Source organism: Mycobacterium gordonae (assembly GCF_002101675.1).
Lineage (GTDB): Bacteria > Actinomycetota > Actinomycetes > Mycobacteriales > Mycobacteriaceae > Mycobacterium > Mycobacterium gordonae.
In genome coordinates this window covers 16,582-39,818 of sequence record NZ_LQOY01000073.1, presented here as the reverse complement: position 1 = coordinate 39,818, position 23,237 = coordinate 16,582, and the positions used below count along the sequence as shown (strand labels likewise).

At 63.9% G+C, this 23,237-nt stretch carries 24 protein-coding genes and 1 pseudogene; 2 read left to right on the top strand and 23 right to left on the bottom strand.

Annotated features, from left to right (window positions below):
• Window positions 1–931: 931 nt before the first annotated feature.
• The 10 genes and pseudogenes from AWC08_RS12040 to AWC08_RS38140 all read right to left on the bottom strand — a co-directional run.
• The gene (locus tag AWC08_RS12040; protein ID WP_157859019.1) at window positions 932–1,813 is read right to left on the bottom strand and encodes an ESX secretion-associated protein EspG; all 882 of its coding nucleotides are present in this window, start codon (window positions 1,811–1,813) and stop codon (window positions 932–934) included.
• A gap of 56 nt (window positions 1,814–1,869) precedes the next feature.
• Window positions 1,870–2,163, bottom strand: coding sequence for a hypothetical protein (locus AWC08_RS12035; protein ID WP_042910680.1), 294 nt, complete (start codon window positions 2,161–2,163; stop codon window positions 1,870–1,872).
• Window positions 2,164–2,211: 48 nt separating this feature from the next.
• Complete coding sequence (locus AWC08_RS12030) at window positions 2,212–2,514, bottom strand: WXG100 family type VII secretion target (RefSeq protein ID WP_007172153.1); 303 nt, start codon at window positions 2,512–2,514, stop codon at window positions 2,212–2,214.
• Window positions 2,515–2,592: 78 nt separating this feature from the next.
• Entirely contained in the window at window positions 2,593–4,074 is a 1,482-nt protein-coding gene (locus AWC08_RS12025; protein WP_007172152.1) for a PPE family protein, read from the bottom strand.
• Between the two features lie 15 nt (window positions 4,075–4,089).
• Entirely contained in the window at window positions 4,090–4,386 is a 297-nt protein-coding gene (locus AWC08_RS12020; RefSeq protein WP_040624290.1) for a PE domain-containing protein, read from the bottom strand.
• A gap of 236 nt (window positions 4,387–4,622) precedes the next feature.
• A complete protein-coding gene (locus AWC08_RS12015; protein ID WP_007172150.1) occupies window positions 4,623–5,039 on the bottom strand; it encodes a helix-turn-helix domain-containing protein in 417 nt (138 codons plus the stop codon).
• The gene (gene eccCb, locus AWC08_RS12010; RefSeq protein ID WP_007172149.1) at window positions 5,036–8,134 is read right to left on the bottom strand and encodes a type VII secretion protein EccCb; all 3,099 of its coding nucleotides are present in this window, start codon (window positions 8,132–8,134) and stop codon (window positions 5,036–5,038) included. The genes AWC08_RS12015 and eccCb overlap by 4 nt, the downstream gene beginning before the upstream one ends.
• Complete coding sequence (locus tag AWC08_RS35220) at window positions 8,124–9,179, bottom strand: hypothetical protein (RefSeq protein WP_007172148.1); 1,056 nt, start codon at window positions 9,177–9,179, stop codon at window positions 8,124–8,126. The genes eccCb and AWC08_RS35220 overlap by 11 nt, the downstream gene beginning before the upstream one ends.
• Before the next feature lie 73 nt (window positions 9,180–9,252).
• The gene (gene eccB / locus AWC08_RS12005) at window positions 9,253–10,743 is read right to left on the bottom strand and encodes a type VII secretion protein EccB (protein ID WP_007172147.1); all 1,491 of its coding nucleotides are present in this window, start codon (window positions 10,741–10,743) and stop codon (window positions 9,253–9,255) included.
• 177 nt (window positions 10,744–10,920) lie between these two features.
• A pseudogene (locus tag AWC08_RS38140) lies at window positions 10,921–11,093 on the bottom strand (type II toxin-antitoxin system prevent-host-death family antitoxin); the annotation flags it as partial.
• Window positions 11,094–11,228: 135 nt separating this feature from the next.
• Between AWC08_RS38140 and AWC08_RS11995 the strand changes: the two are divergent.
• Window positions 11,229–11,456, top strand: coding sequence for a ribbon-helix-helix protein, CopG family (locus AWC08_RS11995; protein WP_042910679.1), 228 nt, complete (start codon window positions 11,229–11,231; stop codon window positions 11,454–11,456).
• A complete protein-coding gene (locus AWC08_RS11990) occupies window positions 11,453–11,758 on the top strand; it encodes a hypothetical protein (RefSeq protein ID WP_007172144.1) in 306 nt (101 codons plus the stop codon). The genes AWC08_RS11995 and AWC08_RS11990 overlap by 4 nt, the downstream gene beginning before the upstream one ends.
• A gap of 371 nt (window positions 11,759–12,129) precedes the next feature.
• Here the strand turns inward: AWC08_RS11990 and AWC08_RS35215 are convergent, their stop codons facing one another.
• From AWC08_RS35215 to AWC08_RS35205, 13 genes are all read right to left on the bottom strand, one after another.
• Window positions 12,130–13,065 (bottom strand): hypothetical protein, encoded by a 936-nt coding sequence (locus tag AWC08_RS35215; protein ID WP_109413176.1) that lies wholly within the window; start codon window positions 13,063–13,065, stop codon window positions 12,130–12,132.
• A gap of 1,437 nt (window positions 13,066–14,502) precedes the next feature.
• A complete protein-coding gene (locus tag AWC08_RS11980; protein ID WP_007172141.1) occupies window positions 14,503–14,790 on the bottom strand; it encodes a hypothetical protein in 288 nt (95 codons plus the stop codon).
• Window positions 14,791–15,077: 287 nt separating this feature from the next.
• Window positions 15,078–15,410 (bottom strand): hypothetical protein, encoded by a 333-nt coding sequence (locus AWC08_RS11975; protein WP_033717256.1) that lies wholly within the window; start codon window positions 15,408–15,410, stop codon window positions 15,078–15,080.
• Complete coding sequence (locus AWC08_RS11970; RefSeq protein WP_007172139.1) at window positions 15,410–15,892, bottom strand: hypothetical protein; 483 nt, start codon at window positions 15,890–15,892, stop codon at window positions 15,410–15,412. The genes AWC08_RS11975 and AWC08_RS11970 overlap by 1 nt, the downstream gene beginning before the upstream one ends.
• A 264-nt stretch (window positions 15,893–16,156) precedes the next feature.
• Window positions 16,157–16,543 (bottom strand): YbaB/EbfC family nucleoid-associated protein, encoded by a 387-nt coding sequence (locus tag AWC08_RS11965; protein ID WP_007172138.1) that lies wholly within the window; start codon window positions 16,541–16,543, stop codon window positions 16,157–16,159.
• Window positions 16,540–16,680, bottom strand: coding sequence for a hypothetical protein (locus tag AWC08_RS36455; protein ID WP_007172137.1), 141 nt, complete (start codon window positions 16,678–16,680; stop codon window positions 16,540–16,542). The genes AWC08_RS11965 and AWC08_RS36455 overlap by 4 nt, the downstream gene beginning before the upstream one ends.
• Entirely contained in the window at window positions 16,677–18,422 is a 1,746-nt protein-coding gene (locus AWC08_RS11960; RefSeq protein WP_007172136.1) for a PPE domain-containing protein, read from the bottom strand. Before AWC08_RS11960 ends, AWC08_RS36455 begins: the two co-directional genes overlap by 4 nt.
• 45 nt (window positions 18,423–18,467) lie before the next feature.
• Entirely contained in the window at window positions 18,468–18,767 is a 300-nt protein-coding gene (locus AWC08_RS11955) for a DUF2694 family protein (protein WP_007172135.1), read from the bottom strand.
• Between the two features lie 4 nt (window positions 18,768–18,771).
• Window positions 18,772–19,089: a type VII secretion target gene (locus AWC08_RS11950; protein ID WP_007172134.1), complete on the bottom strand. Its 318-nt coding sequence runs from the start codon at window positions 19,087–19,089 to the stop codon at window positions 18,772–18,774.
• A 34-nt stretch (window positions 19,090–19,123) separates the two neighbouring features.
• Window positions 19,124–20,749 carry a DUF4226 domain-containing protein gene (locus AWC08_RS11945; protein WP_047324037.1) on the bottom strand — a complete coding sequence of 542 codons (1,626 nt, stop codon included), beginning with the start codon at window positions 20,747–20,749 and terminating at the stop codon, window positions 19,124–19,126.
• 566 nt (window positions 20,750–21,315) lie between these two features.
• Window positions 21,316–21,531, bottom strand: coding sequence for a hypothetical protein (locus AWC08_RS11940; protein ID WP_007172131.1), 216 nt, complete (start codon window positions 21,529–21,531; stop codon window positions 21,316–21,318).
• 273 nt (window positions 21,532–21,804) lie between these two features.
• Window positions 21,805–22,812 carry a DUF4226 domain-containing protein gene (locus tag AWC08_RS11935; protein ID WP_007172130.1) on the bottom strand — a complete coding sequence of 336 codons (1,008 nt, stop codon included), beginning with the start codon at window positions 22,810–22,812 and terminating at the stop codon, window positions 21,805–21,807.
• A gap of 57 nt (window positions 22,813–22,869) precedes the next feature.
• Window positions 22,870–23,226, bottom strand: coding sequence for a hypothetical protein (locus AWC08_RS35205; protein WP_132160395.1), 357 nt, complete (start codon window positions 23,224–23,226; stop codon window positions 22,870–22,872).
• Between the last annotated feature and the right edge of the window lie 11 nt (window positions 23,227–23,237).

Genomic DNA, 23,237 nt, shown 5'->3' with positions numbered 1-23,237 from the left:
GACACCCCCGCCCAACGCTTAGCAGCCCTGCTCGATCAAGCCGCCTAACCGCGTTGCACTAACCACTTGACATTGAGGCCCCGATCGCAGCCTTGAGGCCACGCACTGTGCGCTCGTCGCTGGACTCACCGACGTTAATCAGCCCACCAGAAACCTTGAGCAACGCCCTGCGCCACCCCTTGGATGGCGCCTCCTTGTGTGGGGCAATCAAGTCCGTGGCGCGCAGGTGCTCTCGCAGCGCGTCCGAAGACCGTGGCGTGCCCGCGGTGCGAGGCGACGGTTGGGGTGTTGGCGCACGCCAACCATGTTCTTCTGCCGGCGGATACGGACGCGCAACCTGGCTGGGATCTGCGTGACCGGCTGGCTGCGGTGCGCCGTGACGCCCACCGAGCGCCGCCTCCGACACTCCCTGCGGTGGGCGGCCCAATTGACTTGAGGAACCGTAGCTTTCGCTGGGCGTCCCCTGCTGATGGGGACCGGCCTGCTGCGCCCACGGAGGTGGCGGAGGGGTGTCTTGGCCCTGGGGTGCCAAGGTGCCCTCCGGGGGCGAAAACCGCGGCGGCTGCCAACCCGGGGCTTGTTGGGGCGCCGAAGACGGCGCCGGCGTCGCATCCTGGGCGGGGAGCCCAAGAGCGGCCTCCGGGGGTGAAAACCGCGGCCGCCCATCATCGCTCGTCGGTTCGCCGCTGTTGTTGGGATGGCTGGGCTCAACTGCGCCTGGCGCGGGCTGCGTCTCGGGCGGCGGACCTGCCGCCAGGCCATTGAAAAAGTCGCGTTCCTCACGCTCATGCGGACTTGTCATACCGTGTCCCCTCGTCACCAGACGTATTCGAATTTCGCTTAGCGCCACATAATTTGGCCACAGCGCGACAGTAACAACCACGGTTTTCATCCGTCTACAACGGACACCATATTCGCCTGTATCGAAATTTTATGTCCGCTGATGAGTCGCCCAGCCGCGTCCCGAGGGCAAAGTTTCGAGCAGCTCGACCACAGCCGTGTGGATTGCGTGATCGGCGCCGGGCAGCAGTGTGGTCCATTGCCTGCCGTCAGGACCAACGCTGTTGCTGACAACGACGCGGCCGATCAAGGTGTCAGCCACGGTCACCGCCATCGGCGCCCGCGCCGGGCCACTGATAGAGAATTCGGCCGCGCCGATAACCGCGCGGGTGGTGCCCCGGTCGGCGACCGCTTCGACTAGCCGCGCCTGGGGAACTGAAAGTCCAACCTCTACGAGGCCCGCGATGATGTCGATGGCGGGGTTGGCCTGCCAGGCCGACAGAACTGTATTGAGTACCGCTGCTTCGCTATTGATGCCGTGGAATTGGGCCGGGTCGGCCGGCCCTATCGTGTCGACGACGACGTGCGCGATCTCGGTCCCACCCAGCGGGGTGACCACAACCTCATCGCTGGTGTCTTGGCCCGGGCGCCAGAGCCGCGCGGCGGCCACCCACGCGTTATCGCGCCGGCACAATGTCACAACTCGCTGGGGAGGCCGCTGGGCGTACCACCGTGCCAGCGCCTCGGCGGCCTCAATCGCGTCCTCCGGGGCGGTGAAGACCGCTGGTGGGCCTTCAAGCCGCTCCGGTCGGATCTCGGGGCGGGTAATCGTCACGTCAATCTCGACGTCGGGACGCCCCAAGGCCCGCACCCAAGAGGCCACGCTGGGGTCAACCTCGCCGCCCTGACAAATCCCCGCGTTTTCGAGCACCTCCATCCCGGGGTGAGCCGCGATGGTGGCCTGCACCGCCCCAATGGGCCGGATCTTGAGGGCAGGTGGCAATTGAGCCACACCGCAAAGCGCGGCTGTCAACCACAAACCTTCCGACGTGGTCGACAGCCGCGCTGCAACCGCGGTTCCGGTCTCGGTCACAAGCCCCGGAAACCAGCCTGGACCGCGTGGTCGGTGCCCAGCGCATTCGTCGACGCGTGCCCCTGGGCCTGTCCATGGCGCTCGATCGTGGTGAACACCGCCTGGAACGCCTGATCGATCTCGTGCATGGCGACCTGGGCAGCGTCAGAACCATGCTGCGTCCAGACTGTGGCGACCTGGTTGATTGTTCCCATGGCCCGGGTACGCAGATCGTTCATGTGAGCGACCAGCTGCGCCTGGGCCGACACGTGATCGGCGATCATGGCGTGGTCGTAACGCATTGAATCCATAACCATTCTCCTCTGAAAGTCGTTCGATGTCTGAAAGATTGGCCGCGGTCAGGTCGACTGGATGGAGCCCAGCGCCGCGCGGTTCTGCGCGTTCGTTTCTTGGTACTGGTGCGCCGAGCGCTTCATTATGTCGATGACGCTCTGAAACCGCTGGCTGACCTGTTGGCCGGTCCGGTTGATGTCCTCGGTGGTGGCCATGGAGGCCAGCGCCGCATCACCACTAAACCCAGTACCGGTGAGGTTCTGGTTCATGGTGACATAACGGCCCAACGCCGACAGCACCTCTTGTTGAATGTTCGACAATTGACTTGCGCCCGAAAGCATCTGGGCGACATCGGCGTTCAACGCCATGATGGTGTATCTCCTTCACTAGCAAGTGGTTACCGCTGGTTCGATCAGTTCAGCAATGACCCGGGCCCCTGCCGGGAGTTATCCTCCCTGCCCGACGTGGACCACGCCCTCAGACGTGAGCACCGGCGCCGCATGCGCGGAGGCCGGTAGCGTGATCGTCTTATCCTGCTCGCTGACATCGGCATATTCACTGCCGCGTCCGGAGCGCCCCGTTGCCGCCATGGGTCCATACATTCCGGGCGCCATGGCTCCTCTGCCCGCTGCCGCGCCGCTTCGCAGTCCCGCAGCCGGTTGCTCGTCTGTTTCAGCGCCATCAGCCACGTCGGCCCACCAGCCGCCCGGCACGCCCACAGGCCCACCTAGCCCGCCAGCAGACGGTTTCGTCAACGCCGCGGCAACCGCTGACGCGCCCCCGGCGAAGCCGCCGTTGGCGCCACTTAGTCCCGACCACGGTGCACTGGCTGCGCTGAATCCCGGTGCTCCCCCGGCTGGGGGCCCACCCAATCCACCGGACATTCCACCGGTCAGCGCCGACAACGGGCCCATCAGGCCGCTTAGTTGGCCACTGGCACTCGACGGGAGCTGCCCCAGTGACTCCAGTGGTGAACTGAGCGAACTCATCATTTCGGTTGGCGCCTGGGTGAGTTGGCCGAGCAACGACTGTCCAGACTCTTCCAGGGGCGGCTGACCGCCTTGACCCGCCTGCAACGGTGGAGCTTTTCCCTGCGGCGCGTTACTCGTGACGCCCTGGCCGGTGCCCGTCGTTGCGGGCACGCCCTGCCCCGCGGTCGTGCCGGTGGTCGCTGGCTGCGGTGCCGGGGTTTGCCCACCAGTGGGCGACCCTGCGGCCTGCACGCCTGCTCCCGTGCCGTTGAACACGCCGCTCGAGATCCCAGTGGCCACGCCTGTGCTGATCCCACTGCCAGCCGACACCACTCCCCCACCGGCGCTAATGCCCGACCCTAAGGCCTGCACGCCAGCACCAACCCCGTCGCCGACCAACCCTGCCAAGCCGGCCGTCGCCCCCAGCGGATTGCTCATATCAGGCAACGTCGGCAAGGGAACGGTCAGCGCGCTCACGACAGGGGCCATAGCGCCCAAGTAGCCGACCATGGCCCCGGCGTTCTGCGACCAATACTCCCCATATTCAGCATTCGCCTCGGCGATCGCTGGGGTGTTGATCCCCATGAAATTTGTTGATTCCAAAGTGGCCTCGCGGACCCGGTTGGCCACCACCACTTCATGAGGAATGGTCGCGGACACGGCCGCGCTGTACGCAGTCAACCCAGTTTGGATGGTGGCCGCCGCAGTCTCTGCATGCAGCCCGGCGGTCTGCTGCCAGGCCGCCATCGGCGTGGCACTATCGAGCATCCCCATTCCGCCAGAGCCCTGGAAAACCGGCGCGGTCGCGATCGCGGTCACCGACTGCTGCATCCCTTGCTCGAAGTGCGTGGCCGCAGCAGCCGTGTAGGCGGTGATCTGTGGGACGTGCGCCGTTGGACCCGCGCCCATCCTGGTCAACCGAAATGCGTTGATCTCTGGTGGGATACCCCAGTACATCAGTGCACCGCCGCGCTACAGCGACAGCAGCGCCTTGCCGACCGCATCCATAGCGGTGTAGGTGGCCGCCGACGTAGCCACGGTGGCTGCGAACGCCTCCCGCTGAGCCACACCTAGAGCACCTGCCGCCAAGAACTGCGCGCCGTGCGCGGCGATAGCTTGAGCGAACATTGCCGACACTTCCTCGCCGCCCATCGGCAGCACAGCGCCCATCGCTGGTGCCCCAGCGGCAAGAGTGGCCGCCGTGGTCGCCCCGCCTGCGCCCTCTGATGCTGCCTGCGCCGCCAGCGCCGGCGCCTCAATGAACATCATTGCAATCCCACCCCTGTCCACATATCCCATTCGCCCCACGAGCAATAAAGCCGCCGTTTGATGCGACGATAACCGCCCCCAGGGACACCGGCAACCAAACCTCCGACATTCCACACAAGGCAACACCCCCTGTTTCCCGACACCCTCTACGGCGCCGCTCACCTGGCGAAATACCGCCACGCATCACCGAGCGACAAAGGCCCATGCCGACGCATGAATCGGTCCAGATCGACCGCTTAATCAGCTACTGAACCGCCCAGCACGAACTGCGCAGCCGCACGCGCACGCTCCTCGATGGTTTTCAGCCGCAGAATCGACTGCTCGGCAGCACCGGCGGCCGACCGCGCCTCCTCGGCAATCTCGGTGAGCCGCGCTGCGACGAGCTGGGCCGAGCGAGTCACCGGCGCGCGTGGACCCGGTAGGGGTTGGCCGGCCAACAAGGCCGCACACGTCCCGGCCTCCCAGCCCAGCGCCGAGCCGATCCTATCCAGCGTGGCCGCACGAGACGGGACCATGCCATGGTTGATCAGCCGCGAGATCGTAGGCCGCGCCACGCGCGCCAGGCGTGCCAGATCATGTTTGGACAACCCCTGTTCTAAGCGGGCTTGTTCCACCGCGTGGACGAGCAGCCACGCGGGGTCATCCTCGCTCAATGGGCGCTCGCCGGGAACGCGATCTGCACCGGCGCCACCATCCGGTCAGTGACGTACAGGCCACGACCGGGGTCAGCTGGCACGGCTTTCGTTTTGCCGACGATCGGCCCTTCATCAGGGTCGCCGTCCATTACCACGACAGGTGCTTTGGCCTTGAGCAACTCCCCGATTATCGGATTGGTCAGCGTGCGGCCCCACTGAGCGATCCGCCGCGACACGACCAGGTGCAGGCCGACCTCTTTACCCCGCGCAATAAACCGCGCCAGCGGGCCCAACGGGTATCCGGTTCCTGCCACGAACCCACCAGTGTCCCAACTAGCAAGGGTCTCTTCACGATCGATGAAGACAAAGATCTCTGGCCCGCTCCAACGCCGCGTCCCCGCAGCCAACTCCGCCTGGCTTAGGTCTGTCATCGGCATACGTTCAGTCAGGATCGCCCCCAGGCTGTCACCCAAGGCACGCACCTGGTCCTCCCGGAAAACGTAGGCGCCCAAATGTTCACCTTCGACCACGCGCAGCAACTCATTATGAGGGTCCACCACATAGATCTGGGCCTGCTCGGGCCCGTACACCCGCATCACAGCTTGGGCCACCGTGGCCAACCCGCTCGACAATCCACATTCAGGCCGACCGGTAAGCAGCAGATGCGGGGTCGCAGCGAAGTTCGCGACCGCCGGCTCCAAACCGATTTCTGAAATCCCGAACGGCACGACACCACTCCAGTCGACCCCACCCGGCCCATGCTCACGCTGCTCCCATTGCGCGAAGACCTCGTCGATACCGACGATTTTGGGCAGCATCCGTACCCGCGCGGCCGCACTGTCAGGTCCAGCGAGCCGCTGAATTGGCTCAACGGCTGCTGCCACGTCGGCGCGCCGCCCTTGCACGGTTATCTCCGGTAACCCGGCCTGAAAATGGTACCCCTCCATCGTCGTGCCGCGGCCCCTGATCTTGACCACGTTGACCTGCTCGACCTCACCGCCAGTGTCGTCCTCTTCGTCGAGGAACATCTTCTGCTCCCCGAAGGGAACGTCGCGCGCGACCTTCACATTGTTGACCGTCATGTCATCGTTGTCACCGAGCTTGAGCTCCACGTTGCTGGTGAAATTCTTGGTCATTCCTGACGGGAATTTGTTGGCCACCCAGCCACTGGTCGACACAATGGCGTGCACCCCAACATCGGGTCCTTTAGCCAAGATTCGTTCCACGTCAGAAACCAACAGCTCCCAGTTCTTCACAAACGTTGGCCAGCCATCGATCACCAAAAACACATCGCCGAACGAGTCTTGAGGCACCTCACCTGGCACGCCGCCAAATTTGCGTTCACGCAGCTTGGTTAGCGTCAGACCTAGCTTGGTGAACGCCTGCTCGCGCTGATCGATCAGCGCCAGCATCTCGGCGATGATTCGTTTGACCTGCTCGGGGTCCACCTCGCGTGCGAAACCACCGACGTGCGGCAAACCAGCTACCAGGTTGAGGTCCGGCCCGCTGAGTGCGATGACGTAGAACTGAAGCCGCCGAGGATGATACAACAAAGCGGCACCCGAGATCATCGTCGCGATGGCCACCGTCTTACCCGATTGCCCCATACCAATGACCGCGCAGTTACCTTCGGCCAGATTGGGCGCATAGACAAGCTGGCGGTGGTCGCGCGGCCTGTCTTCGATCCCGACCGGAAACATCAGCCTCGAGAGCTCGCTTTGGGCCGAGCCATAGTCGACATCCCACGGTTGGCCCCGCAACCGCCGCACCAGCTCATCAGCAGGGACCGGCTGCAGCGGCGGCAGCCACATCGCTTGCAGTGGAGGAAGATTCAGCCGATTCAAGCAATCCACCGTTGCCTGCACCTGTTTGACGGTGCGGCCATCGGCGCCAATGATGGCGCGTGGTTCCGGGATTTTGGTCTGCTCGCCCTCGCCGTCGCGGGCCATCTGCAGAGCAGGCATACCGACCGCCTGGAACTCTTGTGGCTCAAGGTAACCGGCTTCCTGCCTGGCCGCAGCAGCTGCTGCCCGTTGGGGCGGTACATAGCTCTTGAGCACGAACGCCGTCTGAAACCTCGTCAGGTTCTTGTTGGCACCTACCTTCAAAAGCCCAGCCCCAGCAGGTTTTTTGGGCAGATGATTGGCCTCATCGCTACCCAACACCTCGTGGGAATCGGTGTCGCCGACAGTTCGCAGCGCCACCCGCACCGGGATGTTACTCATGATGCCGCCCTGCATCTGGTGGCCCAGCCGCTGCGACCCCATCACGAGGCGAAGCCCCTGCGAGCGGCCCTGGCGGCCGACCTCGTCCATGACCGCTTTGGCTCCGTCATGTTCAGCGAACATCTGCGTGAACTCATCGACAATCAGCAGCAGGTGCGGCATCGGCCGCAACTTCTCCTTCTTGTGAATGCGCAAATACTCATATTCAGCGATGTCACTGACCCCAGCCCGGTCAAGCCAAGACTTGCGGCGCTCCATCTCGCCGTAGAGGACATCTTCCATCCTCACAATCCACAGGCGATCGTTACGCAAGTTGCTCATCGCCGCGACGCAGTGCGGGAATCCCGCCACCAAATGCGCCAACGCACTACCCTTAAAGTCAAACACCGCGACCTTCAACGAGTCTGGCGAATGCGTCAAACACGCCGACGTAATCAACGCCGTCAAAAACACCGATTTACCACTCCCAGTCGTGCCGACGACGACGACGTGATGGCCCATCCCCTCGAACTCGTGAGTCTCCTTCAAGTCGAGGGCCACGGGCTGTCCATTGCGTGGATCAATACCGATCGGGAACCGCATCCACTCCCGACCCCACTGCAATTCGCCCTCGTCGTCTTGCAGCGGCGGACCCAGCCGCGTCGCCGCCCAGGCCTCCTCCACATCGATATCGCCCGGATCAGCGTGGCCGAGAATCTCATACAGATCCACGACCTTCGATGCGGCGGCAGTCGAACTTTGCGTTACCCGCGAATCTGCATGGTATCTAGCCATTTTGCGCGCAAACGCGACCGCGGACGCCGTGTCCAGCGTATCGGGGAGCGCGAAAAACCCCTCCTCGTCATATGCCCCGTCGCGCTTGACATGCAATGTGAACTCAGTTGTCATCCGCCGCGCCCTCCTTGACCACTACACGCACAAAGGTCACGCCCGCGACCCCCCCAACGCCCCTGCGATTCAACGTGTCCCATTCACTATCCACACGGAGCTGGTCGTTGATCACAAGCCAATGCGGACGTACCCCGTCCGCGGCGCCAGGGTCCCCGTAATTCTTTCGAGCGCCATGCAATTCGTGACCAACCGCCGCATCCATCGCCGTCGGCGACGTCCACACCATTCGCAACGGCCCGCCACTATCAAAGAGCTTGTCGTGTTGGCAATGCGGCAACCACTTGACCCAATCCCATCGTGCTGGTTCGTCGGTGACGACCATGACTTTCAAGTCCTGCGGTGAATGGAAGCAGGCCGCCTGACAAATCATCGCCCGCACCACACCGTGGACTGTGTCCGGACCATCCTCACCCACCAACGTCATCAGCGGAATCACCTTGAGCGACAGCGGTTTAGCGATCCCACTAATCTTGGACTGCTCCAACAAAAACTTGCGCAGCGCGTCATAGCAGACTGGCTCATAATCGGCCGACTCCCCCAACCGAGGCTTAGCCAGCTTCTTCGCCAAATCCGAAGTACCGGTTCCGAAACGGACAAAACCAAAGTGCATCGCCAAGTCCTCAGCAGAACCCGATCGCTCCCACATCCGCGGCGACCCGACCAACCCACGCAGCATCGCCGGTTCGGGATGCAAGAACTGGTAATTGGCGAACTGACGCTCGGCGTCACTTTGAATCACATCACGTGTCTGGTCGAGCTCGTCCATGTAGGCACGGCGCTCTTCTTCCAACGCCTGCGGAGACAACGCCTTATCACCGCCACCAAAACGGCCCTGCATAAACACCCCGGCGAACGACACAATCATCATCACCGGCACAAACAACGAAAACAAACTCATCGGCCCCGAGCGCAGCCCCGGTTGAGTCAAGATCATGGCCATCATGCCCAAAAACGCCGCGCCCATGACTGCAGGCAAAATGATCTGCGCCTTCGTCATCGGCAACCGGCGCGGCGCGATCGGAGAATCGCGTACCGACTGCATGCCGCCATCAACTTTGGGCGCCCTCAGCCGCCGAGACGGGCTGAAACGAATCGTCGACAACCTTCTCCCCCTCCTATCCGCCGGCCCGTACGTTGGTCTTCGTCGGCAACACAGCCACCGCGTCCGACGGGCTATGCACCGTCAACGCGGCCGCCCGCGACAACTCCGGTCCCGCAGGCCACACCTGCAGCATCGACCACGGCGCCGGACGAACCTGAGATAACACCAGCCCCAACGCCTGCACGCTATTGTCGTCAAACGGCACACCATAGCGCGACCCGGTGGAGCTAGTCAGCCACATCGTCTCGCGCGCAGGCGAATCCAATGCCTGACCAGTAGTGCTAACAAACGTCGATGCACCATCACCGACCAAGACCTGATTCGCTTGCACCCCGCCATTGCCGGCACCCACCAACGGCACCATCTTCGCCCGCTGATCCGCGCGGATGGGCAACCCCCGACCCGAAATCACCGCGAGCCGCGCCTGACGCTCGCTCACACTCCACTGCCACGCCACACACGAAACCGGCCGACTGCCCGCATCAACCAGGCGCACAGGCGACCGCGGATAATAATCCACATCAAGAACATGACGCAGCGGAATATGCGCCAAATGATCCGGCGATATCTGCGGCGGCGTGGCTAAACCAAACGAATCATGCTGGCGCAGCATCGAAGCCACCACAGGCGAGACCTCTTGAACCCCATCTGCCAGCACCACATAAAAGCGGTCCGACTGTGCAGCCACATCCCGGCTCGCCACCACCGCACCGACAACAACCCCCGCCCCCAAATCCACCTGACCGGGCCCACCGGCGCCAGGCACCGCGGGAACAGCCAGCGGTCCCCCCGCCGGCAACGCGTCAAAAAGGGCCCGCGACATCCCCGTCGCCTGCGCCCCGGGCGCAATCCCCAGGGGCCCGGCGACCGCGGACTGAGACAGATCAATCGGCATCCGAACACCATTAGTCACCAGGTGTACCTGCGGCCCATAAGACAACAACAAGGCCTCGCTGCCGGCGAGCTCTCCCGCCGCCTCCCCGAGCAACAACTGCCCATTGATGCCCGTCACCAACGGCGAACCACCAACCGTCGTCGGCGCCGTGTCGCACACAGCCCAGCGCGAAACCTGCGGAGACACCACCGCCGGTGTCTCCACCGGAGCGCCCTGGATCCCCACCGTCGGCCCTTTGGGCCACTTCGCAATCTCCCCCGATGCCACAAACGTCGGCCGATCCGGCGACCCAGCAATCAGCTGCGCCGACACCAGATTCAACGCCGGATACAGTCGCTTGTCGACCACCACAAACAACGCCCCCGACGAACGATCAGCAACGATCTTCGACGAGTCGTCGATCACCCCCGCCGGGCGAAACCACCCGTACACGAACGCCCCCACCACGAGCACCACACCCAACACCGCCGACAACATCAACAGCGTGCGGTGCCAGCGAACCGGATTGATCTCCATGCTCACCGAACGGCGCAGCAACGCAAACGACAAGCGTCGCCGAACAAAGAAATGACCCGAAACCTGCGTCTTAGACGCCAACTTCAACGGCACACCGGCACCGTACCGCCCCCCGCTACACCCCCGCTACCAGCACGTCCAAATTGAATGAAAACCCAGAACACCGCAGTGGCGCCAGATCGCTACAGGTACCGGGCTTTCAGGACCTTGACCGCCAGCGATCGGAGTCCGCCCCAAAAGCGAAGTCGCCCTACCCATCAGGATCGCAGCTCACTCCTGGCCGCCGACCATCTCCTCGAGTTCGGCCATCGACTTAGTAAGGCTCGCCAGCCCGGGACGACGGCCCTATCCCGTGCGACGGCCGCCATGAGGCGGCGCGCATTCTCACGCGAACCTAGCAGGTACACCGTTTCGCGCCCCGAATCGTCGTCATCGGCGTACATGGGCCCGTCCGTAACCGTGACTGGCAAGCTGAATCTGTGGTAGGTCGTCCTCGCACCATTTAACGCAACCTGCGTCGGCGCCACCAGCCGGAGTACCCTCACGACAACTGTCCTGCTCAGAGTAGGATAAATGGTATGGCGAAAGCCAAAGTGTCCGTAATGATTGAAGAGGCCGTGCTGGCGGCGGCCGATGCGGACGCCCAGGCGGCCGGGCTGAATCGTTCAGAGATGATCGAACGAGCCCTGCACAACGAGCATCTCCGAATCTCGCTCGAGAACTACACAACACACACTGTGCCAACGCTCGACATCGACGCCTACGCGGAGAAGATCTATCAGGCGAACCGGGCCGCTGGCCTGTGATCACACCCGGAGACATCACGCCAGGCCGCGACACCAACCAGGAACTGTACGTTGTCGTACTATCTAACACGATTCACCTCGCAGCCGCCACCGGCCAGGTGATCATCTGCCCCTTCATTCCCGGTGAAATCCCCAGCAGCACAATGGCTATGATCGTCACAGTGCTGCAACCCAAAGGGGTTGTCTTACCGGAGCTCATCCAGTGGCTTCCTGTCGCGGCCCTCGACCAACCCATCGGCAATATCGGCGGCATCGCGCTCGCTGACACGACCACGACCGCCGTCACCGCGCTCATTTCCTGACCCTCAACGTACTATCCCCGATCGCAACTTGCCCCCAATCCGATAAGAATGTCCCCGAGATTGCGTGAGAACAGACACCAATTTCTCGGGCAACCCTGCGCGCGTGGCCGCGGCGGTGGATGGATGGGTGCTTCCAGCGAATACCGCTTATTTCGTCACTGTGACGACTCGGCGTCTCTCCTCCAACGATCCGGCCATCACCTCGATCGCCAAATCGAGGCCCAGCTACCACGTACTTATAAGGCGTGCTCCTATAACGGTTTTCGCCAGCGCTCGGCGGTCAATCCTGATCACTGCATCCCACGTCGCACGCCGCGGCACCTCACGCTACGCCGCAGCCGAGCTCGGATTCGACCACGCGCCATAACAATTCAAATTTGGTGCCAAAATCTCCATGGGTAGGCCGTCGCCGCAGCGTAGACCATATCCGCTACGTCGACCGGTCGCCGCTCCCAACCCTGCAGCAACTCCATCGTGCGTGCGGTGACCCACTGCGCCTGATAACGCTCGCGATCTCCTGTGGAGGCCTCCGGCCGAGGCCGGTTCGCGCTGAGGTTCACGTAGTACACGGTTGAGGCGATCCGGTACTGGTTCCATACCTCCTCCGAGATGTGGTCGCCGGTGCCCAGCACATCCCACATCTGCCGCAGATCGAGCGTCATCTCCCCCGACATCTTCACAGCTTCGATCATCTGCACAGCCAGCGGCACAACGACCTGATTTTCAACCATGCGCGTCTCAGGTTCAGTGGAGGTCGTCTGCTGAACCCGGGCATACACCTCCGGGTGCAACGCTTCGAGACGATGCATATGCATATCGTCGAGAATCGGGCGGATGTAAGCACCGTCATCGAATTCGCGTTGACAAACCGCGTATTCGACCCCTGGCACCCGACCGTAGGGGCTGTCCGCGGTTACTGCCATGGCAACCAGATGCGTTCCGCCGCGGCCGCGCAGCCGTGCATATTCGGCTAGCACCTCGGCAGGATCGGATGACCCGAACCAGCCTTCCCGAAATTGGTTGTCTACCAACTTATCTGCCGTCAACAGACGGGCAGTACGTGGCAAGAACACTCCCCGCGGAATGTAACCAAAGCCTTCGTTGGACATCACCACGCACTCGGTGGCCCCGCCAGCCTCGCGGCGAAATACGCCCACGGCCCACTCAATGCACGCGTAATTAACAATGTCGCTGTCACGACGGAGCTTGCGCGCCAACACTTTTGCGGTTGCCAGTTCGGCTGACTCCGGTCGTCCACGGTTGCGGGCGCCAGCTCCGGCGCTGACAACACTTGCCGGCACAACCACCGCCCCACCCGATCCGACCGTCGATCCAGCTGCCGGCCCGGTTGTCGGCGCGGAGCCACCCGGTGTGGCCGTGTTGCCAGCAGGGGCGACGGGGGCTGCAGCACTTGCGCCACCCGCAGCTACGGGGGCCGCGGGAGCGCCCATACCCGGGGGCGGAAGCATCATCGCCGCCGGTGCAGCACTCGTCGGCCCGCCAGACGTGGCAAGCCCCGGCGCTGCGGGGCTGACTGCCGGAGGGGTCGCACCTGCTCCTGTCAACCCGGCCGAAGGAACGCCCGCACCCGAAGTCAGCCCTGCCGCTGGAGTTGCGGCTGCTTGCCCTGCGGCCGGCGTTCCAGTGCCGGTCGCAGGCGGCAGCGACCCCAACGCCGATCCGGCTGAAAGTCCTTGGGAGAACGCCGGTCCCAACTGTGCCGGTGCCCCGGCTGCTGGTGCGGCATTAGCGGGCAGGTTCCCCAGCCCGGCAGCCTGAGTACCGGGCAGCTGCCCCATACCGCCGGGCAGCCCGCCCAAGCCCCCACCAGAGCCCAGGCCTCCCATGCCACCCCCACCGGGCATCGATCCAAGTCCCCCCGTCATCGACGTCAACCCCGGCGGGAAACCAACAGACTGAATCCCGCTGCCACCACCACCCGGCATCGGCATCTGCCCGGCACCCGGATAAGGGCTCCCCATCACCGCAGGAGTGGATCCTGGTCCCGTCGTCGCCGGCTCGCCGTCCTCGCCCTTCGCTGCACCACTGTGGCGCGGCGTGTGCCCATTACCTATTCCCTGCGGATTGCCAGTGCCGTTGGGGTTCGCGGGGTCGCCGTTGTCATCACCTAGTCCGGAGCCCTCTTTGCCTGTGGGTACGGCTATTCCGCCTCCGCCGCTATGGGGCAAGACGGGGTCTTGAGGTGCCGGACCGCCTAGGCGTGAGGTAAGAGCCGTGATATCGGTGCCTGCAGTGTGCTCGAAAACTCCGGCCTTGGCTGTAGCGGCTCCTACCGCGCTGGTCGTCAGGGCTCGGGCGTGCGTGTGCCAGCGCGCCGCGATCTCCTGCTGTTGTATCGCGTTCTTGGCCTGCGACAGTTCAGCATTGGCTTTCATCAAGACGTTCCGTTGGGCGGTTTGCGCGTCGCGGTAAACGCCAGCGACTCCGTTGAAATAATCTGCCGCCGCGTTGTATATCTCGACCATCCGGCCGTAGTCTGCGGCCAATTGGCGATTCTTTTCGTGCCCAGCTTCCCAACCGGGCGATTGTGCGGCCTCTTCGCGCATCGCATTGGCGGCTTTGAGCTGCTGCTGCAGCTCACCGACTTTCTCCGCCAACGCCGCGTAGTGCGCCGCTTGGGTCTCCAACGGCTCTGCTGCTGGCGGCACCATATCCGGGGTGATGATGATGTTCCCAGCGATACTGGTTGCGGGCACATCCGCCACGGCTCCCTCTTCCTCACACTACCGGCAAGCGGCGTTTACCTTGTCTTCTGCGGTGTTTGCACGACCGATCGCGGCGTTTCGCAAGCTGCCCTTGCGATGCGTGGTGGCGTTTTCCATGTCCGAGCTGGCCGCAAGGTAGTCGTCGATCCCTGAGCGGATCGTTGCCGGTGTATCGGCGGGCAGTTCACGGCGCAGGTATGCGCTTTCCACCAGGATTACCCGCGCCTCGTTGGCCAAGGCCTCTTGGGTGCCAGGGTCATTCCAGTCGGCTGGAGCGTGGGCCACCGCGTTCGTGGCCGCGTCCATTGCTGTCGCGGTAATCCCCCACACTTGGCATGCCTTTGTGCGTGCGGCTGCCACCTGGTCGGAACTCGGGGCAGGTGGTGACCACGGCGCAACCACCGTACTGACGGGAACTTTGGATGGCGTCATCCACGCTACTGCGGCAAGGACGGCGGCTCCGACCGCAACGACTAGCGCCGCCGCCGTGCCCCCCACCGCCCCGCGGCCGGGCCCCGCCGGTGGCGGAAGCTGACGTGGCGGGAAAGCGGGTGGGAGCGGTGTCCCCGCTTGGGGCGAGTGCAGGGTGGCGGTCATATGCTCACCACCGGTGTCAGGTCCTGAGCGTTCTGGTTGTCGGTCTGAAGGTCTGCGGTCAACGATTGATCGTTGCGTTGAGCCACCTTTCCACCGCGTGGCGCCAGCGCGGCACCGGCTCCCGCGACTTGCTGGTTCACACCTGCGCTTGCTGCCACGCTCGGCGCCCACATTGAAGCCGCGTGAGCCCCCCCGGCTGCCGTGGCCGCCGCGCCATGGGCCGCGTGCTCGGGCACGGTCGTAGCAAACTCGACCGTTGCCGAACCGGTCAGCATGTTCGCCGACTCCGCCGCAGCGGGAATGACCTGCAGAATGTCATCGGTTCGCATCACTCACACACCTTGTCGAGTCGATCTCCCGCACTTCTAAGCGCTAACACGAACGGCTGGGCATCGTGGTCGGACAGCTCGCGGGTATTGGCGTCGACCAACCGAATTACTGCGGTGACATATTCATTGGTCGCGTCTAGCACGTTCTTCGGGGTAGCCGGCGGAAGATGCTGTTGGATGTACTGCGTCTCCAGTATCACCACAAGCTGGAAGTTGCCCAGTGCAGGATGGTATTGAGGCGATTGCCGGTCTCGCGCAGCGTCGAAGAAGTTCTTTTGAGCAGCAATTATCGATTTGTCCGCCGTATCGCTGGCGTCGCAGGCTTCCTTCTTGGCCGCCGCCACTTGCTCCGGGCTGTAGCTCACCGGCGGTGGGGGTGGCGCCATCACCGTGGTGGTTGTCGCGGCCGGGTTTGATGCGGTCAACTTCATCGCACTCATCACCGTTGCGCTTAACGCCAGTAGCAGCGCGAGCGCCAGCATTACCCATACCGCCAGCCAGCCCGGCCCGCGTCTGCGGTACACCGGTGGCGGTGCAGGAGCTTGTGGGGGTGGCACGTAGCTGGGCGGTGGTGGCAACACCGCGGCACCGGTCGGCACACCGACCGTACTCGTGGAGGTGGGCGGGCCGCCGGTCGCAGCGGGGTAGCTCGGCTGCCCAACTGCCTGCGGATTCATGCAATCAGCGTACTGTCCTGCGGCGACATCGGGCTACCGTTGGACGCGAATCCAAGACGAAACCGGTGCTCAGGTGGCAGTCCAGATCTCACTTTCGGGATTGATGAACGCTTGCACAGCAGCGTCGAGCGCTTCCTGGTCTTGGCCGCCTCCCACGCTCGCTGTTTCCTCGGCCGCGGCGTTGACTGCCTCGTCGATCGTGGTGTTGATCAGCTCGGCCAAAGCCCCGTGTGAGTAGCGGGTGGTGCAGCCCTGCGCCAGCGACAGCGAGGTGAGTTGTCCTTGGGAGTTCACCGACAACACGACGTCGCCATCGCCGCCGATGGCTTCCAGGTCGATGCCATCCATCTCCTCGAGCAGCTTGGAAAGCATCGTCGACACCCGTTCCATGCGCGCTATGACACTGGCGGTTAAATTCTTATCCGCCTGGTAGCCGTCATACTCGTACACCGTCACGGGGCCTCACCATCGTCGTCGGACGCAATTTCATCCTGCAGGTCGGGCAGGGCCATCGACACCGAATCGAGCTGGGCCATCACTTCAGCGACCAGATTCTGATCGGACTGATAGCCGACGCACCCATTCACGCTCACTGGTCATCACCGCTGCCCGGGTCGCGGTCGACGCGTCGGCTGCGTGACCGAACGGTCACCGTGCGCTTCGGCCCGTCTTTGGGGTAGGCAGCGGCGTCAACGGTGGCCGTGTGCCGAATTGGGTCTCCCCGTTCGCCTTTGATCGGCTCGGAATTAGGGCGCGATGGCATCTCGATCGACTTGTCCGGGTCCTTTACCTTGCGCTTGGCCGCCCCGGCGCCAGCGCCCATGCCCCCCATCGGGGGCATGAACATTGGGGAGCCGCCCATACCGCTCTCAGCGGCGGCAGCGGTGGGACTCGGGGTGGCGCTGGCCCCCGCCAACGGGGGCGAGGTGGGGGAACTCATTCCGGAGATCGCTGAAGCCGCCGGCTTGAGATCTGCGCCGCCGCTGGCCGCCGGGGCGGTAGCGCCGTCGTCACCACCGCCTCCGCCGGCACCGCTGCCCAGGGAGTCTGCTGGCTCAATTTTGGCCGCGTCGTCCAGCCCGTTCTTGCCTGCCATTCCTTGTGCCAAACCTGCAACGCTCTGGGTGGCTTGCTGGGCCAATCCCTGCAGCTCTTGGCCTAATTTCTGCGGTATCTGGGTGGCCATCCCGACCCCGGCGCCCAGCAGGCCGGTCAACATCGGCGGCAAAGATGAGGCCATTCCCGGCATCGCACCCGTTCCCGCAGGCGCTAGCGGGTTAGCGGCGGGATCACCATCGCCTGCATTGAGACTCTCGTCGAGGCCGGCGGGGTCGGTGTCGGGGTCGACGTCGCCGGCGTGGGTGGTGCCCGGGTGATCGCGTGTCGGTTTTGGATCCGCTCCCTGCTGAGTTGGAGACGGCGGGGTGTCCCCTTGTCCGGCACCAGGTTCCACGATTGCTGGGGCTGGCGGTGGCCCCGGCGGAGCCTCCGGTATCGTCTCGCCGGTGTGGTAGCCAGCGGCCACAACCTGGGTGTGGTTCGTTAACTGGGTCAAATTCGTGTGTGCCTTAGACACCGCGGCCGCCGATCCCGGACTGGGATAAGAGCTGTTGAGTGCGATCGCGTTGTGGAGCTCGCGGTGACGGTTAGCGAACTCCGTGGTCGTCGGAGTCGCCTGCTTGGCTTGTGTAAATCTGTTCTTGTGGCTGCCGGCGAGCTTTCCAACGGTGTCGGCATGGCGGGCCATCTCCTGCGCCCAGTCCGCGTAACGATTCAACGCCGCCGAAATACGCGGTCCTGCTTCCCCTTTGAGATGTTCACTGACCGTGGCCGCCCCGCGGCGGGCCGATCGCGCGGCAGCGCTAAATCCTTCTGACAGTGCCGCACAGTCGGCCACAAACGCATCCCCGGCAGCGGGCTGACCGGCTTCCATGATCGCCGCCGTCGTTTCGGCTGGGCGGGGTCCCGGCGGGGCGATCGGCACATCAGGCGCAACAAGATTCACCGTCACCGCCGGGGTGAAGCCCGGCGTGGAGGGTGCAGGGTTACCTTGCAAGCTCACCACCGCTTGATTGGCCTGGTCCATCTGCCCATACGCGACTGCTGACTGGGTTATCGCCTTGGCGCCGGCCGCAAGGACCGTCGACCCGTCAGCAGCTCGCGATGCCATCACCGCCGCGTGCTCACTGAGGCGGGCAGCCACGCTCGTTGATGTCTCATCGGTGGCCAGCGGAGGGTGCACCGGCGACTGCGCGCCGAGCCTGGCAAGGCTGTTAGCGGCGGCGACCAGCCCCGCGACCGCACTCTGCAGTCCGGCAACATCGACCTGCAGCACTGCGGTCCTCCCTCCGTGTTCTAGCTGACGTTGCGACGAGTTCTCTCAGAAATCGATCAGGGCCTCATAGCTGGCAACCTGATCCTTGGTGGGCAACGCACTGGACACGGTCACGTGTTGAGCCTCCCACTCCTGACGCAGCGCCAACTGCGAGCGTAAATGAGCCAGCGTGTTCAATTTGATGATGCGGTTAGCCAGTTCGGCGTCGCTGAGCTGCATCGCCGCCGCCTGAAGCTCCACGCCTAACGAGTTGCCGCTGCGGCCCACCGCCACCACGATCGACTCATCGCGGCTTGCGACCTCGAACACCACGGTGTCGTAGTCGGTCGACGGCGCTTCAGACATGTTGCTAATCCGTGGAAATCGTCAAATTGGCACGGTTGTCAGCGTTCATCTCCGCCATGCGCGCCGCGGCGGCGCGAAGCTGCTGCGCCATGGCCCCGTGCCGCTCTTGTTGGTCGCGCAATGCGGTCTCGCGGTCGTTGACCGCGGCCACTGCAGCACGACGCGCCTCGTAAAACAGCGGTCCCCACGATTCGGCCGCAGCCACGGTGCGGGCATGGTCAGCACGGGCCTGCCCGCACGCCTCGGCGGCGCGTTCGTGGGCGATCGCCCATCGGATCAGGTCATCGGTGTTGACCTGCAAGGCCTGCTCATTCACGGTCATTACGGTACTCCCTCACGTTGCAGTAAAAGTTCGCTTAAGTGGTCGGCGGCGCCGGTGCGGGCGCCACGGCCGGTGCCGGGGCGACGGCCGCCGAAGTCACCGTTGTCGCTGTTGGGGCCGACACGCGTGTCCACCCCAAGAAATTCGGGCCAGTGTCGAGCTGGTCAATCGGCGTGACCTGGCCATTGAGCCAAACATGGTCTTTGTCTAGAGCCATGACCCGATGATCGGTGTATTGGCCCACATCGCCGAATTGCAGCCGCGAGGGTGCCATGGGTGAACTCACCGGCGAACCCAGCGGCGGCAACTGAAGATTGGCCCCTGCAAACGCGTCGTCGATGCTGTCACCGGAGAGCACCGCGCGTCCGGCCTGCGCGAGTGCGCCATTGGCCGCGGTTCGCACCGATTGGTCGGGCAGCTGGACCTGAGTCGACGGTGTTGGCGTCTGACCTGGCGCTGCCGGCGCTGACGGCGGCGGGGTGGATCCGCTGCCAGCGTTTTCTGTCCCCGCCTTGTCCCCTTTGTCTGCTTTGTCCCCTGGGTCGTGCAGTCCGGCCGGCTGGGTGCCATCTCGCGGTTTGTCGTCACCGGTGTGCGATCCGGACGGGTCTTTCAACGAATCGACGTGCTCATCAGAGGCCTGGTCCGGATCGTGGCCGCCATCGCGTAGCGCCCCACCGATCGCCGAACCCAAATCCCCCAGCCCGCCGCCACCGCCTCCGCCGAGCGAGGGAATCGCTGAACCGAGCGCACCTGGCAGCGAGCCAAGAGCGCCCATCGCAGGCCCGCCCATCATGCCCAACCGCGACATCAACGGATCTGAGGCCAGCCCGTCCAGTAGCGGGTCATTGCCACTGCCAGTGCCGTCACCGGTCCCGGCCGGAGAATCGGCACCACCACCCGGTGTAGTGCCGGTTGAGTCCGGGTTGCCGCTGCCAGTGCCGTCGCCGCTCGAACCCTTGGTGTGCGGGTCATCGCCGGGTTTCTTGTCTTGCAACGCCTGATAGCGCGCCGAGAGACCATCCAACACCCGCGCTTGTGAATCTGAGTCCAGCCCAGCGTTTTTCAGGACGTTGAGGATGTCGTCGGTTTTTCCCTGCAAGAACTCTGCCAGCTGCTGTTGGCCGGTCGCAGTATCCAGCGATGACCCCAGCTTGTTGACCTGGTCGATGATGTCTTGCTGCAAAGCTTGGAGCCGCTGACGACCATCAGCGCTAGAGCTCGACGCTTTAAGCAGAGCGTCGGCCAGTTTGTCGTCAGCGTCATTGAGCGCCGAATGATTTTTGGCCAGTGCCTCGTCGAGCCGTTTGGCTGCTTCTGCCCCTGCCCCGCTCAGTCCCGGTGGCGGTGGCGTGCCCGCCGGGGAGGTCGGCGCCGGCGACTCCGGCGGGGGCGGCGGGGGCGGAGGCGCTGCGGGTTGGTCGCGGCCCAGCGCCTGGTTGATTTCGGGCATCGGAGCCGTATCCGGGTTAATGCCCATGTAAGTGAGCTTGGCTCGGTCGAGCTTGGTGAGCTGATCGCGTGAGGTGACCGGAGCCGTTGGGGCCGGGTCTAGTGGCATCGGGCCGCCGGGCGCCGGGCTTTGAGGGAAGGGTGACCCCAATACCTCGGATACTCCGCCGAGCACCTGGGACAGCGCTACATCGGTCCAGCCCGTCATGTTCGGGACGATAAGTCCCGAGTCGCTTTAGCCGCTACCAACAACGCCACATTCACCAAAAACCGGCTACGCCAGCATGTCCACACGGCTTGTCGACTTTTGTTTTCTTTCAAGACACGCCGCACCAGATGCGTCCTGCAACTTCGCACACCTGCGTCAATCAGTCCGGAGATACGGCACACAGGAGTGCCTTAAGCCGGGGAGCCTCGCGACTGTGAGCGTAGCCGGCGAGCCAATCGGCGATCTTAGCTGCAAGCTCCACCGGCAACGATCGCGTGCTCTACATCGGTAGCATCGAGCACCGCGCGCATATCCATCGGCGGCAATGACTTTCGGGTTCGCAGCGGGCCCATCACGGGTTGCGCCTCCTCGATACTTCTCGCCGCACGCCCCTTCCCCGCAGTGGAATCCCCGGCTGCACAAGCAGTAGCCGCCAACACCGACATACGCGCGCGAAAGCCGACGCACCTCTAGCAGGACCAGCCTGGACAAGAGCAGGGTCAAATTGTCACGGTGACGAATCAGCCTGGCGCACGGGGCGCTATTGCAACCCGGGCGGGCGCCGATCATCTGACCGGTGGCGCCGAAGAAGCGGCCTTGCGGCTGGCAGTAAGTACGTCCTGGATTTCCGCAATCTTCATGTCGACGTCTTGCACGACTGCGTGCGTGATGCCCGGATCGTCGGCTAGCTTAGCGGGGATACCGTCGCGCAAGCTGGCCAGCTCGTCGGCGATCCACTTTATTCGACGCGATGCGAACTGGTCGCCTTCGACAAGTGGCATCGCCCGCGAGGCCAACCTGACACCTCTATCAGCGATCCGGGCGCTGCACCCCTTTGGTTCCAATGTTAAATCCCTTCGAGCGCTGCACTTTCCACCAACGCTAGGGCAACTTATCGGCCTAGGCGACGGTCACGGTCAAAATTCCCGCCAGAACTTTGACGCGCGAAGGTTGATCGCCGGCCTTGGGGTAGATCTGCATCGCGACGGGCCATGGGGGCTGTACGCCGCCCGTTGTTGGCAGGCCGTCCCCCGGGTGTGGCTTCTAGTTAGTAGTTAGTGGCCTTCCTGCGGATAGGTTGGTGGCCCCAGAGGACCGGAAGGGTTGTACGGTTCGGGGGTTAAATCGCTGTGCCACATATAAATCCCGGACCCTGGTAACCATTCGTCGTATCCGTAGGGTGGCAGTGGGTTAGAGCCAGGCGGATAGATTTTCGCTCCCGGAAAGGCCGACTGCGGTACCCACACGCCTGTGTTTGGGCCCAACTGGACATATGGGTCTGGATTGCCGCGTTCGTCGACGACCGTTGGTGGCCCTAGGGCTCCGGGCGGATACACCTTGTAGCCGGGGATTTCATCGGATCTGACAAAGTAGTGCGGAACTTTGTCGGGGTCGTCTGCTCCTGACCGGTCCCATATATCAACCCACGGCGGCGAATCAGGAAAGTTGGGCGGGCCCATCCCACCCGGGCCGGCGTCATAGGGCATATGCCGCTTATCACCCGGCTTCCACGTGCGCGAATCCAGCGGCGCAGCAGGTGGTGACTCCTTGCCGTGGCTACCGGAAAGGCGCCCGTAGTCAGCGCTTTGGATGGTGCCGGCTATTTCAGCGTTGCGCTGCTGGAAGTTTTGCAGCAATCCCTTCGCCTGGTTGAGCTGACCCTGCAAAAAGCTGGCGAGTTGCTGCTGCCCTGCGGCGCTACGTGTGCTGGGGGCCAGTGCGCTAACCCCCGCGCGGGTCTGAGCGATCAGGTTGTCCATGCTTCGTGCTCCCGCCGCGGCGGCCTGTCCGGCATGGGTCAGCGCCGGATTGACTTGGCCATCGGCGGCTACCGTGCGGTCTAACGCATGGACCTGATCGGCGTTGGTCGCAGCGTAGGTCGTCGCTGCCTCGCCTTGCCAATTGGCAGCTGCGGCCTGCCCCACTGGCGCTACAGCTGCTCGGCCCGCCATCAACTGCTGCGCCGAAGGCAACGACGCTTCGAGGGGCGCCGCGCCGAAAAGCCGGCGAGCATCACTGAGCACGCGACCTGTCTCGGCCACCAGTCCATCGAGTGACGACATACTGGCCAGTATTACCCAGATCCAGTGCGGCTTCTATCGCCGTCTCCGACTTCGTGCTCATGTGGTGTGCGGGGCGTCGGCGACCGGATCGGCCAACTGCTCGTTCATTCGGTCTCCGGCATGCACGTGCTGGCGTACGAGCGGCGTCGCAGCTTTATTCAATGCTGGGGCTGCGATCCAGGTCAGGGGTGCTGGGGTGCGCGGCGTGCACAGGTCGCTAGTGAGTGCGCGCGCTTGTCTGATATCGAGCCGGACGGCGGACTTTTGTTCGGGCGTGCTCGTGGCATCCAGAAGGAGGGCCCGCGCGCGTTGCTGGACGGCATGGACGTGCTCGCGGCGGGCGAGATTGTCGGGCAAGGCTTGCGCGGCGCGGATGTCTTGTTGGGCTTGAGCCGAAGGTCCGGATTCGGGCATGCCGCACAGTA

Excerpts from the sequence above, each read along its gene's own strand:
- AWC08_RS12035 (WP_042910680.1), bottom strand. The coding sequence starts at position 2,163 with ATGGATTCAATGCGTTACGACCACGCCATGATCGCCGATCACGTGTCG.
- AWC08_RS12030 (WP_007172153.1), bottom strand. The coding sequence starts at position 2,514 with ATGGCGTTGAACGCCGATGTCGCCCAGATGCTTTCGGGCGCAAGTCAA.
- AWC08_RS12025 (WP_007172152.1), bottom strand. The coding sequence starts at position 4,074 with ATGTACTGGGGTATCCCACCAGAGATCAACGCATTTCGGTTGACCAGG.
- AWC08_RS12020 (WP_040624290.1), bottom strand. The coding sequence starts at position 4,386 with ATGATGTTCATTGAGGCGCCGGCGCTGGCGGCGCAGGCAGCATCAGAG.
- eccCb (WP_007172149.1), bottom strand. The coding sequence starts at position 8,134 with ATGACAACTGAGTTCACATTGCATGTCAAGCGCGACGGGGCATATGAC.
- AWC08_RS35220 (WP_007172148.1), bottom strand. The coding sequence starts at position 9,179 with ATGCAGTCGGTACGCGATTCTCCGATCGCGCCGCGCCGGTTGCCGATG.
- AWC08_RS11995 (WP_042910679.1), top strand. The coding sequence starts at position 11,229 with ATGGCGAAAGCCAAAGTGTCCGTAATGATTGAAGAGGCCGTGCTGGCG.
- AWC08_RS11980 (WP_007172141.1), bottom strand. The coding sequence starts at position 14,790 with ATGGACGCGGCCACGAACGCGGTGGCCCACGCTCCAGCCGACTGGAAT.
- AWC08_RS11975 (WP_033717256.1), bottom strand. The coding sequence starts at position 15,410 with ATGCGAACCGATGACATTCTGCAGGTCATTCCCGCTGCGGCGGAGTCG.
- AWC08_RS11970 (WP_007172139.1), bottom strand. The coding sequence starts at position 15,892 with ATGCTGGCGCTCGCGCTGCTACTGGCGTTAAGCGCAACGGTGATGAGT.
- AWC08_RS11955 (WP_007172135.1), bottom strand. The coding sequence starts at position 18,767 with ATGTCTGAAGCGCCGTCGACCGACTACGACACCGTGGTGTTCGAGGTC.
- AWC08_RS11950 (WP_007172134.1), bottom strand. The coding sequence starts at position 19,089 with ATGACCGTGAATGAGCAGGCCTTGCAGGTCAACACCGATGACCTGATC.
- AWC08_RS11945 (WP_047324037.1), bottom strand. The coding sequence starts at position 20,749 with ATGACGGGCTGGACCGATGTAGCGCTGTCCCAGGTGCTCGGCGGAGTA.
- AWC08_RS11940 (WP_007172131.1), bottom strand. The coding sequence starts at position 21,531 with ATGCCACTTGTCGAAGGCGACCAGTTCGCATCGCGTCGAATAAAGTGG.
- AWC08_RS11935 (WP_007172130.1), bottom strand. The coding sequence starts at position 22,812 with ATGTCGTCACTCGATGGACTGGTGGCCGAGACAGGTCGCGTGCTCAGT.
- AWC08_RS35205 (WP_132160395.1), bottom strand. The coding sequence starts at position 23,226 with ATGCCCGAATCCGGACCTTCGGCTCAAGCCCAACAAGACATCCGCGCC.